The sequence below is a fragment of the Zooshikella sp. RANM57 genome, from assembly GCF_050749885.1.
GTDB lineage: Bacteria > Pseudomonadota > Gammaproteobacteria > Pseudomonadales > Zooshikellaceae > Zooshikella.
In genome coordinates this window covers 230,356-247,857 of record NZ_JBOIUB010000006.1, presented here as the reverse complement: position 1 = coordinate 247,857, position 17,502 = coordinate 230,356, and the positions used below count along the sequence as shown (strand labels likewise).

Below are 17,502 nucleotides of genomic sequence, written 5' to 3'. Positions count from 1 at the left end.
AACAAACTTTAGAAAATGGGAATGGATAATGGCGTTACTTGATGGCTTTATGCTTGAGTATTAAGTCATATTAAATATTAGTAACTCTTCGTTCTTAAAAAAATGGTTAGGGGCGTAAGCTTAGTGCCTATGCAGTAAAGACCCTATTAACCAAAGGTCTTATAAAGTGCTTTCTGGAGAGCGTTGAGTGATAGAATAAGATGAAGCAGGGAGAGTTGTTATTACGGGTGTTTATTTCCCTAAACTGGGCTTCAATGTTATGCTTTTCATAGCAAATGTTGAGATTAAAAGCCTTAATAATCAGGAAATTACCAAGTATAAAGCGTTTTTTTTGTCAAGTTTTAAGTTATTACAAAGTAGTGAGCAGAACATGGGTAAAGCTGAATACAAAGTTGATCTTGTTGAGCTACAAGCACAGTGTGAAACAAATTATGCTCGCATACTTAAGCTGTTGCCAGACTTGGCAGAAAAGGAACAGGCTCATATGGCTGTACGAGTGGGAAGCCGACAGTTCATGGTGACATTTACGGTGGTTGAACGTTGTAAATATACTACTGTTTTAAGTATGAATTATGAGCAAGGATCTGGCTCGTGGTTGGTGCTCCCGCTTTTTCAGGTTCGACTTTACCATGATGTGAGCATGGCTGAAGTAATCAGTATTCAAAAACAGCGTAATACCGCACCTAAATACCCTTATCCAAATCCTCAAATGCTTCAACCTGACGAAAAAGCACAGCATAATCGCCTGCTATCCGAGTGCCTGGTAAACTGCTTGGAGCATGGTTATGATCTTGATATGGTTAGCATACCTTCACAGTGAGGCAGTTTTTATGTGAACTGTGTTTGATTATGTGCGATCTTAAGTTGGGGATGGAAACAAGATTGCTATAGTAGATAAATTGATTGTAAACAGATCAATCGTGGATACATTAGGAGTCAGCAGAACAAAGCAAGTTCGCGGTACCAGACAGGTTAAGAAGAATTATTTTGATTTTTGTAAATAATTTTATTGAGTGCTTGCTTTTGACTGTTGTATTAAAACTTACGCTTGCGTGAGTTTTAAGTGAATTAAAATCGTTGGTCAGCTTTTCACTCGATTGCAGGAGTCAGACGTTGTCTGCCGACAATTCTAATAATACAGTTACCATTATTCAGATTACGGATAGTCACCTCTTTCAAGCGGCTGATGGTCGTTTATTGGGTATGAATACCCAAGATAGCCTCAAAGAGGTTATTAAAAAAATTCAGCATAATATTGATAGTGTTGATTTGATATTAGCGACAGGCGACATCTCTCAGGATGGTTCTGCGCGATCTTATAAAGAGTTTGCTCGGCTGGTTAATGGAATGGGTGTAGCCTCTTATTGGTTGCCAGGAAACCATGATGAATATCGAGTGATGGCTCAGTTATTTGCTGGTAAAACAAATTTGTATAAAAAAATTACCATCGGAAACTGGCAAATCATTATGCTGAACTCAAGTGTTCCAGGCAAAGTATTTGGACAGTTGAGTCAAGCTGAGCTGAATTTTTTAAATAATTCACTCAAAAATGCTGAAAAGCCAAATGTACTCATTTGTCTCCATCATCACCCGATACCAGTCAACAGTGCCTGGATTGATCAAATCGGTTTACGTAATTCAGAAGTATTTTTTGAAACCCTTGCTCAATATAGTAGTGTTCGCGCTATTGCTTGTGGGCATATCCACCAAGAGTATGATCAAGTTCATAATGGTATTAGAGTCCTAGCCTCGCCATCGACTTGTGTGCAGTTTTCACCTGGTAGTGAGACTTTTCAGGCGGATGTCAGTGCGCCTGGTTATCGTGTTTTTCACTTGAGAGATGATGGAGAAATAGACACACTTGTTGAGAGAGTTACTCACATAGACTTTGAAATTGATTACAGTGTGAAAGGTTACTAGTTTACTTTTCAACTAGGTTAACCAAGCATCAAGTTGACAGTTTCTTTCCTCAAAATAAACAATTGAATTTAATATCGTGTAAAAACGCTAACTGTTGTGTTTGTATACAACCTAGCGCTGTTAGTCCATCATCATTCTCCCATGATTTAACCTAATATTTAGCTCAGTCAGACCAGGTATGTATGCTATTCAGGCAAGTACAGCTTAGCGCTAGCATTATACTTGTCCTTATTGGCGTGCTGCTGGTATAGCTAGGGCTACACGCGTGACTCAAGGTAAGATATGCACAGTAAACCTTTAATCATTTATATTCATGGCTTTTTGAGTGCACCTTCTTCAAAAAAAGCACAGCTCCTGATGGAATCTTTGGCACAACAGTGCTTTAAATATCAGTATATTGTGCCTCAACTACCGTGCTACCCGACACAAGCAGCAGAATTTTTGTGGGAACTACTTGCTACGAAGAGTGTAGCTTCTGATGTATATTTGATCGGCAGTTCATTAGGTGGTTATTATGGTGTTTGGCTACGAGAGCGCTTACTTGCTAAAAAAACTGGGTTGGGTTGCGTAAAATTAGTTGCGATTAACCCTGCAATAAAGCCTTATGAATTGCTATGTAATTATTTGGGAAACAATGTTAACCCATATACAGGGGAAAGGTTCACCCTTACAGAGCAACACATTACTGAACTAAAAGCACTTAAGGTTAGTCACTTGAGTCGTCCAGAGGACTGTTTGCTGATGGTACAAACAGCAGATGACGTATTAGATTATCGTCAAGCAGTCGATTTTTTTAAAAGCTCACCACAGGTTATTGAGCCAGGTGGTAGCCACCACTTTGACTATTTTGAGCAACATCTTGAGAAAATCTACAACTTTTTCGGGGTGTTACCACCTGTCGATCATAACAGGGGCTAGTACAGATTAATTATGAGTACATATAACGCTGAATCCATTGAAGTATTAAGTGGTCTTGATCCAGTTCGCAAGCGGCCTGGTATGTACACGGATACAACTCGTCCGAACCATCTCGCCCAAGAGGTGATTGATAACAGTGTGGATGAGGCTTTAGCAGGGCATGCAACCCATGTAAAAGTTACCTTACACCCAGATCACTCCTTGGAGGTTTCTGATAATGGGCGTGGGATGCCTGTCGATATTCACCCAGAAGAAGGTATTTCAGGTGTTGAGTTAATTCTCACGCGTCTTCATGCGGGTGGTAAGTTTTCAAATAAAAACTATCAGTTTTCGGGTGGATTGCATGGTGTCGGGGTGTCAGTTGTAAACGCACTTTCTAGCCATTTGGAAGTCACCATTAAGCGTGGTGGTCAAATCTATCGTATGGGCTTTTTGAAGGGTGATAAAGCTCAAGACTTGCAAACAGTTGGCACATGTAAAAAGCGGGATACAGGGACAACGGTGCGTTTTTTACCTGATGCTAAGTATTTTGACTCATCAAAATTTTCAGTAGCACGATTACATCATGTGTTGCGTGCTAAGGCTGTGTTGTGCCCAGGTCTTCATGTGGAGTTTGAAGATCTCACTACTAATGAAACGGTGAGCTGGTACTACGAAGATGGGTTAAAAGACTATCTTATTGCGACCACTAAAGATGCAGAGACATTACCTCCTGATCCATTTGTAGGCTCAATGGCTGGCAAGACTGAAGCGGCTGATTGGGCTGTTCAGTGGTTGCCAGAGGGGGGAGAACAAATAGCGGAGAGCTATGTTAACCTGATTCCCACTGCACAAGGTGGAACCCACGTTAATGGCTTGCGGACTGGGCTTTTGGAAGCCATGCGCGAGTTTTGTGAGTTTCGGAACTTATTGCCCCGAGGGGTAAAATTAGCACCCGATGACATCTGGGATCGCTGCTGTTATGTACTATCCGTAAAGCTGGCAGATCCCCAGTTTTCGGGACAAACGAAAGAGCGCTTGTCATCTCGAGAGTGTGCAACTTTTGTTTCTGGTGTTGTTAAAGATGCGTTTAGCTTGTGGTTGAACCAACATACAGCACAAGCAGAACAGCTTGCAGAACTTTGTATCAGTAATGCTCAGCAGCGGTTGAAGGCATCTAAAAAAGTTGCCCGGAAGAAAGTCACGGCTGGTCCTGCGTTGCCTGGCAAGCTGGCGGATTGCTCAAGCCAGGATCCTGCTTATAGCGAGTTATTTTTAGTTGAAGGGGATTCTGCAGGAGGGTCTGCTAAGCAAGCGCGGGATCGAGAGTTTCAAGCCATCATGCCGCTTCGAGGCAAGATTCTAAACAGCTGGGAAGTGGATTCGGGCGATGTGCTTTCTTCTCAGGAAATTCACGATATTGCTGTGGCCTTGGGTGTTGATCCTGGTACAGAAGATATTTCTGGGTTGCGCTATGGCAAAGTCTGCATTCTAGCGGATGCGGACTCTGATGGTTTACATATCGCTACATTGCTTTGCGCACTCTTTGTTCGCCACTTTAGAGCACTGGTCGAAGCTGGGCATGTGTACGTTGCTATGCCACCTCTTTACCGAATTGATGTGGGTAAAGATGTTTACTATGCACTGGATGATGCTGAAAAACAGGGCATTCTTGATCGCATTGAGGCAGAGAAGAAAAAAGGCAAAATCAATGTGCAGCGCTTTAAGGGGCTTGGTGAGATGAACCCTTTACAGCTAAGAGAAACGACAATGTCCGTCGATACTCGACGGTTAGTTCAATTAACATTAGATGATGCGGAAGCAGCCTTCGAAACATTAGATATGTTACTTGCCAAAAAACGAGCTGCTGATCGTAAAGCTTGGTTGGAATTAGTAGGTAATCAAGCTGAAGTAAATTAGTCTGCTTCTTTAGTTGATATACCCTGTACCAGTCAGGGTATATAAGCACTAGCAAAGTTTAAGTGAGTTGGTTGCTATGGAAAATATTGTGATTGGCGATGATGGTGTAGAACGTCAGTCGTTGCATTCTTATACCGAGAATGCCTACCTGAACTACTCCATGTACGTCATTTTAGATCGAGCGCTGCCGCATATTAGTGATGGGTTAAAACCTGTTCAGCGCCGTATTGTGTATGCGATGAGTGAGCTTGGCCTAAAAGCAACGGCAAAATTTAAAAAGTCTGCACGTACAGTCGGTGATGTACTTGGTAAATATCACCCTCATGGAGACTCTGCCTGCTATGAAGCCATGGTGTTAATGGCTCAGCCTTTTTCTTATCGCTATCCATTAGTCTCCGGCCAAGGTAACTGGGGATCACCTGATGATCCAAAGTCATTTGCGGCAATGCGTTATACCGAGGCCAAGTTAGCAAATTATGCTGAAGTATTGTTGGGTGAGTTGGGACAAGGAACTGCTGATTGGGTGCCTAACTTTGATGGCACAATGTCAGAACCTTCCTGCTTACCAGCCCGTGTACCCAATGTGTTATTAAACGGCAGTACGGGTATAGCGGTAGGGATGGCGACGGATATTCCTCCCCATAACTTGCGTGAAGTTGTTGATGCTTGTATCCATCTGTTGGATCACTCAAATGCGACAGTGGAAGATGTGTGTAAGTTTATTCCAGCGCCGGACTTTCCTACTGATGCGGAAATTATCACGCCACAGAATGAAATCATTAAAGTCTATAAGACAGGTCGTGGTTCATTAAAAATGAGAGCGGTTTACCATAAGGAAAATGGTGACATAGTCATAACCGCGTTACCTCATCAGGTATCGGGAGCAAAGATTCTCGAACAGATTGCTGCACAAATTCAAAGTAAAAAATTACCCATGGTATCGGACTTACGGGATGAGTCTGATCATGAAAACCCAACGCGACTGTTGATTGTACCTAAATCCAATCGGGTGGATGTTGAGCGTTTAATGGCGCATTTATTTGCAACGACTGATTTAGAAAGATCATACCGTATTAATTTAAATATGGTTGGGTTAGATGGCCGTCCACATGTTAAGCCAATTAATGAAATATTATCTGAATGGCTGACATATCGTACAGAGACTGTTCGTCGTCGTTTGCAGTATCGTTTGGATAAAGTCGTTAAACGTCTACATATTCTGGAAGGGTTATTAATTGCTTTCTTGAATATTGATGAAGTCATCGAAATTATTCGTACAGAAGACCAGCCTAAGCCCGTATTAATGGAGCGTTTTGATTTATCCTCTGAGCAGGCTGAAGCTATTTTAGACTTGAAATTAAGACATTTAGCTAAGCTGGAAGAGATGAAAATTCGTGGCGAGCAAGATGACTTAGCTAAAGAGCGAGATAAACTGGAAAAAACCTTAGGTTCAGCTGCTCGCATGCGTACCTTGATTAAAAAAGAGTTAATGGCTGATGCTAAAGCGTACGGTGATGATCGTCGTTCACCTATTGTGAGTCGCGCAGAAGCAAAAGCAATGGATGAAACAGACATGCTTTCTTCTGACCCAGTAACGGTTGTACTTTCTGCAAAAGGTTGGGTCAGAACGGCTAAAGGACATGAAGTAGATCCTACAGCGTTAAATTATAAGGCCGGTGATAAGTACTTGATGTCTATGCATGGACGCAGCAATGTACCCACTGTCTTTTTAGACTCTACTGGTAGGGCATACACCTTGCCAACGCATACCCTGCCTTCTGCCAGAGGCCAAGGAGAGCCACTTACTGGACGTCTAAATGTGCCTTCAGGTGCAGACTTTATTGGTATTTTGTCAGCCGAAGAAGACTCAAGCTACTATTTAATGGCATCTGATGCTGGCTATGGTTTTGTGGTTCCGACGAAAGAGCTTGTCACCAAAAACCGTTCAGGTAAGGCGGTATTAACTTTGCCTGATGGAGGGGGTGTGCTCACCCCTGTTGAAGTAAAGGATATTGAGCAGGACTGGCTAGTAGTTGTTAGCAACGAAGGTCGAATGCTGGTATTCCCCTTGTCTGAGCTACCCGTGATGGCGCGTGGTAAAGGTAATAAAATCATTAATATTCCTGCCCCTCGAGTTGCAGAACGAGAGGAGTTTGTGGTGGCCATGACGTTGTTTTCACCTGGAGATAACCTGACACTGAGATCAGGAAGACGGAAGTTAACACTCAAGCCAGCGGATATTGAGCACTACCATGGTGAGCGAGGCCGTCGAGGAAGTAAGTTGCCTCGGGGCTTTCAAAAAGTGGACTCAATTGAAATAGAAGCAAAAAGTTAGAGCAGTATATTTTATACTGTGGTGAAGAGAAAAAAGCAGCCAATGTTGGCTGCTTTTTTTTTGTAGTGGTTTAGGGAATTTAGTTATACCGGTTCCGGGGATGGCTGGTACAGGCTAAATATTTTAGCTTCTGGGCCAATAGGACTTGCTTCGAAAGTAACCTGTTTGCAAAATGAAAGGTCGTCTTTATGTATTAAAGGGCTGGTTTTTGCAATAGACGCCAGTTGTAGAGCAACAGCTAAGGGATTATGAGCCAGTAATGGATGTGCATTCTCCTGAGACTGCTGATCTGCAAGTTCAAGTGCAACACCGCAGCCTATTTTGAGGGTATCCAGCTCAGCATCTTTTTTTCTAGTTTCCAGTGTATTGATGAAGGATAGGCTGTGATCGACAAGTTCAGAAAAGCTTTGCGTGTCAGAAAAGTGTACGACAGCATGCCCATCTGCAGTGAAACTTAATTGGCCATCATACTCGTCAGTCGTAACCTGCAATATTTCAGTAAAATGACTGAGTAAATCCTGAAAGTCTCCCGTAATCATATATTGCTGTAGCGTTGTGAGATTATGAAGGTGAATGCCAACAATTGCAGTTTGTTGAACATGTTCTTGAGTACTTTCACCTTCAGGAGGGGGCAGTATTGCATTTAATGCACGTTGAACACTGCCTATTTCATCTGGGTGTGTTGATTGGCTTAACGTATGCAAAATACGCTCATCTTTGCGGTTCAATGCGTTTGCCAGTAGCGTGAGACGAAAAGTAAGCTGGTGAGTTTGTCGCATTAAAAGAATCAGCCCACAGATTAATAGCAGTACACCACTGAGAATGACCATAAACATGGCCTCACGCGCGGGTTTGGTCGTCATAGCCTGATCGAGTCGGACTCGAATGTGGCCCACCAAGACATTTTGGTAGTGAACAGGCGTTGAAAAAATAGTGGGATAGGGCTGACTTTTGAGTTTTGACTTAGTTTTAACCGTGGCTAATAAGCGATTATCTACACTAAATACCTCAGCACTATAAATATAAGGGTTTGAGACAAGCTGGTTTAAAAGCACATTTAGACTGAGTTGATCACCACTGGTGATTAGACTTGCAGCACTCTCGGCCAGTTGGTGGGTGATGGTTTTACCAAACGCATATGCTAAATGCTTATTTCCTGCCGAGATTTCTTCATGGGCAATGAAGGCAAATAAGCAACCAAAAACCCCTAAAATCAGCGTGAATAAAATGGCAAATTTTTTTCTGATGGACAACTGCCAATGGCGGAGTCGGCGAAAAAGTTGAATAAATATGTTGTTCGTCGGTTCTAACACGTTAATACCAGGGGTGGAGGTAATAAAAAAGAAGGATAATGTCTTATAACTTAGACAATCATAGTTGGGTTATTTTACATTATTACAAGAGATTAAAGGTCTAAATTTGGTTTAAGCATAAGTATACCCTCCAAACAGTATTTGGCATTTTTTTAATGAGGTGTTGCTTTTCAACTATGCTTTAAACACTTCACTTACTACATACGATTAGCTACATGTGTAGTGTTTAAGTATGGTGTATTGTGAGTGAATGCGTAATATAACTGACCGTAATATTGCTTTCCTGTTCACTGATTATTAACAGAAGAGGGGTTATAGGGTGGCAGATATTGTTGTACTCAATCTGCAAGGTAAATACCAACCAACCATTGCAGATCATTTCTTTCAGGTGCTGGCAGGCCACCAGGCTCAAATTCTGGATATTGAGCAATCAGCTTCTCATGAACATTTCAGTTGTGCAGCATTACTAAGCTTGGCTGATAATACTGATGCCGCGTTGCTTTTTAAGGACGTTGTCTATTTTGGCCATCGTTTTGGCATTAATGTACACATTGAGCCTATAAGTGAGGATGACTATCAGCGCTGGCTTATTGATAAGCAGCATCCTCGCTATATTGTTACGCTACTTGCCAAGCAGGTTACTGCGCATTACTTGATGTCAATTAGTCGATTGGCATTGGAGCATGGACTCACTATTGAGCGTATGGAGCGTCTCTCTGCGCCTGTTGATGTTAATACGCCACCTGCCGTTTCATGTATTGAGCTGATGTTGCGAGGTTTGCCTGAAAGCTTGCCGCAGCTTAGAAACCATTGTTTACAAGTTGCTCAGGAGCTGGATGTTGATCTTGCTATTCAAAAAGATAGTGTTTATCGAAGGAGCCGTAGACTGGTTGCTTTTGATATGGACTCTACCCTGATACAGGCCGAGGTGATTGATGAGTTGGCCAAAGAGGCTGGAGTTGGGGGTAAAGTAGCAGCAATAACAGAGCAGGCAATGCGTGGCGAGCTGGATTTTAAGGCGAGCTTTGCTAAGCGAATGAAGTTGCTAAAAGGTCTGGATGAATCTGTACTGGCTAAGGTTGCTAAACGACTTCAGTTAACGGAAGGTACGGCTAAACTTATTCCAACTTTACATAAATTGGGTTATAAAACGGCGATTATTTCTGGCGGATTCACTTATTTTGCCCGTTATCTTCAGCAAAAGTTGGGTATTGACTATGTCTTTGCCAATGAGCTGGAAATTGTTGATGGCAAACTAACAGGGGATGTGATTGGTGAAGTCATTGACGGGCAGCGGAAAGCTGCTTTGCTGCAGTCACTTGCCTCTCAAGAGCATTTAGTGATGGATCAAGTCATTGCTGTGGGTGATGGTGCCAATGACTTACCCATGCTCGGTGTTGCGGGACTTGGCGTTGCCTTTCGAGCTAAACCCATGGTTAAAACCGCTGCCAAACAATCGATCTCAACCTTAGGCTTAGATGCTCTACTCTATTTGCTAGGGTATCGAGATCAAGATTTACCTTGAGCTTTAAAGTTTTAGTTATCATTGTTAAGAAAAGTACCCCCTTGTGTTGGGTTTTACATAAGGGGGCAACGTTTTCCTAAACCGCAAGTGTCGTGCAAAATGTCATATGATTCATTAAAACGTTTACGGTTTTTAGTGGGTTACTGAGGAAGGGTTAATCTTCGTCGCTGCTAAAGTCATAGTCCATTTCACCCACAGGTCCTTGCAAATAGTAACCTTGAATATAATTAACACCCGCCTGCCAAAGTGTTGCTAATACAGAAGCATTTTCAACCAAAGGTACTATGGTGAGCTTACCCTGACTATGGAGGGAGCTGATCATTGTTTTGAGGTTTTCCTGGGTTTCAGGGTTGCTTAAGTCCTGGGTGAACGAACCATCTGTTTTGACATAATCGACTGTAAGATGTTTTAGATTATTGAAAGGATTGATTGCACAGCCAAAGTGCGTCAACGCTACTTTACAGTGCAGTTCGCCAAGGGCTTTGGTTAACTCTTTCGCCTGCTTAAGATAGGTTGTAGCGTCTTCTTCACTGATTTGGAAAATTAAACTATCACTAGGTAGCCGCGCTGCTTTAAGTGCAACACTGACCCAAGGTACCAGCGTTTTATCTTGTAGTGAGGGGCCTGAAATATGAATAAACAGTCGTGTGTTGTGGCCTTTTGCACGATGTACTGCAAGTAATTTAATTGACTGTAATATAACCCAGCGGTCAACTTTTGCAGCTAATTTAGCCTTTTCCGCTGTCGTAAAGATTTCTTTAGTGGGAATTTCTTTTCCATCAGAATCAAATAAGCGGAGCAGGACTTCATAATGTTCTTCACTGTCTCCCCTTAAACTAATAATAGGCTGAAACAGTAGTTTAAAATCATTTTTCTCTATTCCTTGCTGTATCATCGCGAGCACATTACCTTCGCTGGCTAATTCTGCAAGGTCATCTTGAGCGGTATAAAAAGCAAATTTATTTTCACCCTGGGATTTCGCACGTTCTGTTCCTTTTTGGGCGAGATCTAAAATTTCTTTCACTTTATTCGTCGTTTCATTAACGATGGTGATACCAATGCTCACTTTAATCTGTACTGTTCGACCAGACACTTCAGATAAATGATCCTCAATACTTTTACAGATAGCTTTTGCTAAAGTAGTGAGTGAATCATGGCTATCGGTATTTAACAGCGCCATAAAAATATTATCGCCATAGCGGGAGATAATATTGGGGGTAGTAATATGCGTTTTCAAAAGTGAACTGATATCAGCCAGTACTAAATCCGAATCTGCTAGCCCAATTTGCGCACGAATCGCATCAAAATTATCCAGAGATATATAAAACAGACCACTGTTGCCTTTACAGTCGATGGCACGCTCAACCGTTTTTTCAAGCTGTTCAGTAAAGTACTGGCGATTATAAAGCCCGGTGACAAGATCTTGGGTACTGATTTCTTTTAGTTTTTCTTCAAGCTCAGCATTGCCTTTATCAACACGAATAATTAATTGAGTACAGGGCTCTCCGTCATAAGTTGCAGGAGAAAAGGACATTCGGGCTTTGAATTTTGAATCATCAGCTTTAACTCCATGACAAACCAGGTCTTCAGAGTTGCTGTCACCTTGCTGATAATTTTTCAGGAAACTTTTGAATTGAGCCTGATCTTCTGATGCCAGTAGGTCAATAATTGGCAAGCCTTCCATTTCTTCAGAATCATCATAGCCAAACAGTTCTACATAAGACTTGTTGACATAAATATGCATACCATCATGAACATATGCGATGGCATCTACAGAGCTATTTAGAAGTAACTGACAGCGTTTTTCAGCTTCACGAAGTGATACTTCTGCTTTACGACGCATTCGGCGTTCTTGTAAATTATCGACTTCGCGGAATGAAACAAGCACCAGGCGGCGCTCTTCACCATAAAGTACGATGTCCTTATAGCCTTGTTGCAAGGCTTCTGTGAATCCGTCTGAATCATAGCTTTCTTGAAGCAATATAACGGGAAGATCTTTATTGAGTTTTTTTACTGTTGCAAGTGCTTGATCACCATTTATTTCATCCATGGGATGACTAGCGATCAATAAATCCCATAATTGGCCATTTAAAACTTCTTCTAGATCAACAACTGAGGTAACGCGATGGGCACGAGTTGCTCTGCCTGCATTACGAAAAAGACTCACAACTTGCTCAGCTTCATTTTGTGAAGCTTCAATAATTAATAGACGAATAGTGTTGGCTTCTACTTGTTGCATATTTGTTCCATTTTCTGGAGTTGACCCACTCCAGGTACAACTAGGGCAATTAATTGTCTTGCACGAAAGAGCAAACAACTGTGGGATTGTTTCTGATTAAACTTATCTTTCAAGTTCAACTCAAAAGTGTGAAGGAAGCGCACATTACACACCTAAATTATCGGTTTGTCACACACCTATAGAGTAGCAGTTCACATAAAAATAAGTTTGTTAAAGGATATCCCAAATCCCCCCAAACTCATCGTCATCATCTTTGTTTTTTGGTTTTCCCGTGCCAGGTTGCTTACTGATAGTAGAGTTTGGATCAGTTAAGTGAAATTCAAACTGATTGAAACTAGGGGTGGAAAGAAGCAGGTTGGTGAGTTGAGCTTTATGAATTACACCATCAAGATTAACTTTTATTTTGTGCCCTACCTGAAAGGGGATACGTGGAGTGATCAATGAGGCAGGCTGATCAAGAGCCTTAATCTCTGGCACAAAAAAACCGCGCATATACTGGCTGCTATCTTCTATTTTACGCAAAAGACACATTGCACAGGGTCGAGCATTGCAAGTTAGCAGTTCGATACCAAGCTCTACCTGGTTTTCAGCTTCAAGGTGGAGCCAGCGAATAATGGCTAAGTTCCATGAGTTATACTCAACTTCGTGTATACCAAGAAGTTCCCCTGTTTGCAGGTGTTGGGGAAGATGGCCCTGCCAGCTGACACAGTAGCCACCTGGACTGGTATTTAATAAATTAGCACTAAATACTGGAAAGATAGGTTTGTGTTTTCTTTCTTCTTCTGGGGTATAAGTTATATTTGCTTCATCTTCGGCCAGTACTCGCTGTTCGTTATGGCGAGCATCAAAAGCTGGAGACCACACATCATATTCTTTTTTATCAAATCGCTCTTTCTGGCGTTCGGGAATATGATCCGCTACATGCTGAACCTCCAGCCAGAGACGAAATTCTTGTTTGCCACATAAGTAATAGTGAGTGGCTGTCAGCCCTACAGACAGTTCAAGTGAACCATTTGCAGGTATACGTTTGAAACTCCGTTTTTGTATGGGACCCCAAGCATGAGCCAAGTGTAATAGTAATTCTTTACTGATGGCTTTAGGGATTGTCAGTTCACACTCATCAGGGTCTTTTAGAAATAAGTTGAGTGCTTCCGTTAACTCTGTTGGTTCAAGTGTTCGATGATGGGTTTTTAGCGTTTTGTTGTAGAGTGCGCGATAGGCTGGACCCATATCACTCTCTAAATCGATGATAAATGTTGTTGGAATGTTGTCTCTGGCAGGCGCTAAAGCCACAGCGTCAGTCCAGTATTCAAGGGCATTAAAGATTTGTAATAAGTCACCTTGGCGAACTTGATTGGGCCGACTACAGGCAAGTAATAACATGCGTTTGTAATTAGCTTCAATAGAGTAGTCATGAATAAACGTATTTTGAGGGTCATTCACTTCTTGTTGGAGTAATTGCAGTGACTCCGCCAAGCGATAGAGCTGATGTAACTCATGCCAAAGGTTTTTGGGAATAGGGCAGTAGAGCTGGTATGCACGTAATAGGGTATGCGATGTGTCGCTCATTGCGCGGTGTATAGTGTTTACCAATAACGCTTTATTGCCTTCGGGCTTTTTACCACCAAGCAGCATATCCCTGACAATATGCTTGTAACCAATGGTGAGTTGGTACTGAATTGTCTGGGCTAAATTGGCAATTTTTCTCTGTTGCTCGGTGAGCACAATTGAGTGTCCTAAAAAGTGCTTACCAAGCTGATCACAGACGTAGTAACACTGAGGCCTGAACAACTCCATTATTTCAAAGCGTTGAGTATGGGAGATTTGTAACTGATTAACTTCCTGTAGAGCGTTATATAATTGCTTGGCCATCACCCCTAGGTTGGCTTTGGGCAAGTCAGTTAACCAGATCTCAATTGCATCTGGCGTCGTATCGGCAAATGTCAGGCTGGTACGGCATTGCTTGGGTACTTTTAAATCAAGCGATTGATGAGTGCTCATTTAGTAAACTACAGTGTCAACGGATTATCATCGAACGTTCTTATTAATTATATAGACCACATTTGACGACTGTGGCGGTTATACTGCATATAAGTGTAAGACATCAGTTGTATATGATAAGGATGACATTGTTATTGAACTCACTTCATGCCTGCTTTAAGGGAGTGAGAGCGGAGTGATGTTGGCATGAGTGAGCGATTTATTAAAACAAAGTTTTGAAAGAACTAAAGTAAAGGTTGAAGGGGAAGTTTGCTGGCAGCACCTGCCTGCTCGACGGTAAGTTTAGGTATCAAGTAGCCACTCCCCAGTTTCATCATTTGACCAACAATACGCTGTGCTGTGGTATGGTCTATATCAAAGTGTGCAGCACCCTGTACTTTATCCAGAACATGTAAATAGTAAGGGTATACACCCCACGATATGAGCTTTTCACTCAAGTTGATGAGTACCTCTGGATTGTCGTTCACACCTTTAAGCAATACCGTCTGGTTAAGCACCATGCAACCAGACTGCTGGAGTTGTTGGAGCGCATAACCAACATTGTCATCAATTTCATTTGGATGGTTGCAGTGAACTACGACGAGTGTCTTAAGGCGAGTGGATGTCAGCCAGCCTAACAATTCAGTACACACTCGTTCAGGAATAACAATAGGCAGTCGAGTATGTACTCTTAACCGCTCAACATGTGGTATTTCTGCGATTGCCTCTGTTAACCATTTAAGCCTTTGGTCATTTAATGCTAATGGATCTCCTCCACTATAAATAACTTCACGAATTGTGTCGTCTTTGGTGATATAATCCAGCGCCTCCTGCCACTGGCGTTTATTTAACCGATTTTCCTCGTAGGGAAAATGACGCCGGAAGCAGTATCGACAGTTAACGGCACAGGTGCTGCCTACAACCAGTAATACCCTACCACTATACTTGTGGATAATTCCCTTATGAGTGTTTTTGGGGCGCTCTACTAAAGGGTCTACACTATAACCTGCTGTAGAAATGAGCTCAGCTGCAGTAGGTAAAACCTGTTGTAAGAGTGGGTCATTGATATCCCCCTTGCGCATACGTTGTAAAAAAGGGTGGGGCACTCTCAGTGGAAATGAACCACTTGCCTCTAAAGCTGCTGGAAGTAGGTCAGCATCTAAGCCAAGTAGTTCGAACAGTTCATGTGGATCGGTAATTGAGTCTGAAAGAGTTTGTTGCCAGCGACTACCCTGCACACAGGCTGCTGTTCGCGTTATCATAGGCTCTCAAATAATCTATTGGTGAGGAAATATGGCTAGCTATTCTACCAATGAATTTCGCTCAGGTCTCAAAGTCTTATTGGAGAATGAGCCTTGTGTAATCTTAGAAAATGAGTTTGTTAAGCCTGGCAAGGGACAAGCATTTAACCGGGTTAAACTTCGCAATTTAAACTCTGGCCGGGTTTGGGAAAGAACATTTAAATCTGGAGAGTCATTGGAAGCCGCTGATGTGGTTGATAAAGAAATGGAGTATCTTTATACCGATGGCGAGTTTTGGCATTTTATGCTCACCGATGGTTCTTACGAACAGTATGCTGCTGATAAAAAAGCTGTAGGTGATACCATTAACTGGCTTAAAGAGCAGGATGTTTACGAAGTTACACTTTATAACAATGCGCCCATTACTGTATCGCCTCCAAACTTTGTTGAGCTAGAAGTGGTTGAAACAGATCCAGGCTTGAAAGGGGATACAGCTCAAGGTGGCAGCAAGCCAGCAACATTGAGTACCGGTGCTGTGGTTAAAGTGCCTCTATTTGTCAATCAAGGCGAAATACTGAAGATTGATACTCGTACTGGTGATTATGTGAGCCGTGTAAGTAATAAATAGTGAGCATTTAAATGAAAGTGGAGAGGACTGTTTTTGCTTCCTTAAGCCACTTTCATTAATGCTGAAATAACCGTGATTTTTAACAATAATCCACTGAATTTGTGGTTTTCTTATTATTGTAATTTCCTTTATGCGGCCTTGACCGTTAAACGCTACTCTTTAAACAATATCAACTCAGTATGGTGTTAATTTTGGATTGCTTTGTGGCCTCTAAAGACACCAGCACTTAATAAGCTCCTTTGATCGTACCTTGTGAATCATTTTTAGGGGACTAGGGCTATTTTACCCAGTCATTTAGAAACGTTTATGGGTTTTTTTATTTGATCACAGCCTCTAAAACGCCATTGTTAATGGGATATTTTCACTAGGTAAGCATTCATCACGATCTTTTCTTGGCTAATGGGGTGATCAGCCATGACTACAGAAACCAATTGGCAGCCAACAGCTTCTTTGGAAACGATAAAGCTGCGAGCCGATTTATTGAGCAAAATTCGTAGCTATTTTCTGCAGCAGAATGTTTTAGAAGTTGAAACACCCGTAATGTCTCATGCTGCTGTCTGTGATGTGCATATTGAATGTTTTTCGACTGATTTTAAGCCAGTAAGTCAATTTGAAGGAAAGACAGTTTATCTTCACACCTCTCCTGAATATGCAATGAAAAGGCTTTTAGCGGCAGGTTCTGGGGATATTTATCAAGTATGTAAAGTATTTCGTAATGGTGAAGCGGGTGGTCGCCATAATCCTGAATTCTCCATGCTTGAATGGTACCGGGTTGGGCTTGATCACCACCAGCTAATGGATGATGTTACAGGATTACTTAGCCATGTCTGTGATTTTACAGAGCTAAGGCGTGTTTCTTATCAACAGTTATTTGAAGAGCACTTGGGGATAAACCCTCACCGGACAGCCACTCAGCAGCTTATTAAGCTAGTGAAAGAAAAAGTGGATTCTGAGCTTTCGGGTTTAGAGCGGAATGCGCTTTTAGAGCTACTTTTTACCCACTTAATAGAGCCTTCTCTGGGGTGGTCTGCTGAGGGTAAGTTGGCAGGTGTTTATGTCTATGACTTTCCTGCCTCTATGGCCGCATTATCTCGCGTTCAGTTAGACACCGAGGGACAGCAGGTTGCCAGTCGGTTTGAGCTGTTTATTGATGGGGTGGAGCTGGCAAATGGGTATAACGAGTTGGCGGATGCCATTGAGCAAGAAAAACGTTTTAAGCATGATAGAAGTAAGCGCCAGGAGCTTGGCTTTGAAGTCAACCCAATTGATGAGCACTTATTGTCCGCCCTTCAAGTTGGTTTGCCTGACTGTGCTGGAGTTGCACTTGGTGTAGATCGTTTATTGATGTTACTGGCGGGTACACATTCGATAGCGGATGTGCTTTCTTTCGATTTTGCCCATAGCTAAGAAAACAGAATAAACAAAGTAATATTTGAACTTGGCTAGCATGCTCTGCCATAACACTACTCAAGTTTTAGTGTTGTGGCAGAGCATGCTAGCCAAG

The 17,502-nt window shown here is 42.1% G+C and carries 12 protein-coding genes; 8 read left to right on the top strand and 4 right to left on the bottom strand.

Annotated elements, in window-relative coordinates; genetic code table 11:
• Window positions 1-370 precede the first annotated feature (370 nt).
• The 5 genes from ACQ96U_RS14525 (at window position 371) to parC (ending at window position 7,072) form a co-directional block, all read left to right on the top strand.
• On the top strand, window positions 371-820 hold the full coding sequence (locus ACQ96U_RS14525; RefSeq protein ID WP_431721992.1) for a DUF1249 domain-containing protein: 450 nt from the start codon (window positions 371-373) through the stop codon (window positions 818-820).
• 293 nt (window positions 821-1,113) lie between these two features.
• Window positions 1,114-1,920: a 3',5'-cyclic-AMP phosphodiesterase gene (gene cpdA / locus ACQ96U_RS14520; RefSeq protein WP_431721991.1), complete on the top strand. Its 807-nt coding sequence runs from the start codon at window positions 1,114-1,116 to the stop codon at window positions 1,918-1,920.
• A 282-nt stretch (window positions 1,921-2,202) separates the two neighbouring features.
• Window positions 2,203-2,838, top strand: a complete 636-nt coding sequence (locus tag ACQ96U_RS14515; RefSeq protein ID WP_431721990.1) for a YqiA/YcfP family alpha/beta fold hydrolase — start codon at window positions 2,203-2,205, stop codon at window positions 2,836-2,838.
• 12 nt (window positions 2,839-2,850) lie between these two features.
• Window positions 2,851-4,737, top strand: coding sequence for a DNA topoisomerase IV subunit B (gene parE, locus ACQ96U_RS14510; protein ID WP_431721989.1), 1,887 nt, complete (start codon window positions 2,851-2,853; stop codon window positions 4,735-4,737).
• Between the two features lie 76 nt (window positions 4,738-4,813).
• Window positions 4,814-7,072, top strand: coding sequence for a DNA topoisomerase IV subunit A (gene parC / locus ACQ96U_RS14505; protein ID WP_431721988.1), 2,259 nt, complete (start codon window positions 4,814-4,816; stop codon window positions 7,070-7,072).
• 83 nt (window positions 7,073-7,155) lie between these two features.
• On the opposite strand, the gene ACQ96U_RS14500 is transcribed toward parC, so the two are convergent.
• A complete protein-coding gene (locus ACQ96U_RS14500) occupies window positions 7,156-8,385 on the bottom strand; it encodes a hypothetical protein (protein WP_431721987.1) in 1,230 nt (409 codons plus the stop codon).
• A gap of 319 nt (window positions 8,386-8,704) precedes the next feature.
• Between ACQ96U_RS14500 and serB the strand changes: the two genes are divergently transcribed.
• Window positions 8,705-9,910, top strand: coding sequence for a phosphoserine phosphatase SerB (gene serB / locus ACQ96U_RS14495; protein WP_431721986.1), 1,206 nt, complete (start codon window positions 8,705-8,707; stop codon window positions 9,908-9,910).
• Window positions 9,911-10,064: 154 nt separating this feature from the next.
• Here the strand turns inward: serB and ACQ96U_RS14490 are convergent, their stop codons facing one another.
• From ACQ96U_RS14490 to epmB, 3 genes are all read right to left on the bottom strand, one after another.
• Window positions 10,065-12,149, bottom strand: coding sequence for an EAL domain-containing protein (locus ACQ96U_RS14490; protein ID WP_431721985.1), 2,085 nt, complete (start codon window positions 12,147-12,149; stop codon window positions 10,065-10,067).
• 210 nt (window positions 12,150-12,359) lie between these two features.
• The gene (locus tag ACQ96U_RS14485) at window positions 12,360-14,150 is read right to left on the bottom strand and encodes a hypothetical protein (RefSeq protein ID WP_431721984.1); all 1,791 of its coding nucleotides are present in this window, start codon (window positions 14,148-14,150) and stop codon (window positions 12,360-12,362) included.
• 224 nt (window positions 14,151-14,374) lie between these two features.
• A complete protein-coding gene (gene epmB / locus ACQ96U_RS14480) occupies window positions 14,375-15,391 on the bottom strand; it encodes an EF-P beta-lysylation protein EpmB (protein WP_431721983.1) in 1,017 nt (338 codons plus the stop codon).
• A gap of 31 nt (window positions 15,392-15,422) precedes the next feature.
• Here epmB and efp point away from each other — a divergent pair, with 31 nt between their 5' ends.
• Together efp and epmA are read left to right on the top strand one after the other, a co-directional pair.
• On the top strand, window positions 15,423-15,998 hold the full coding sequence (efp, locus tag ACQ96U_RS14475; RefSeq protein WP_431721982.1) for an elongation factor P: 576 nt from the start codon (window positions 15,423-15,425) through the stop codon (window positions 15,996-15,998).
• A 414-nt stretch (window positions 15,999-16,412) separates the two neighbouring features.
• A complete protein-coding gene (gene epmA, locus ACQ96U_RS14470) occupies window positions 16,413-17,405 on the top strand; it encodes an elongation factor P--(R)-beta-lysine ligase (protein WP_431721981.1) in 993 nt (330 codons plus the stop codon).
• Window positions 17,406-17,502 lie beyond the last annotated feature (97 nt).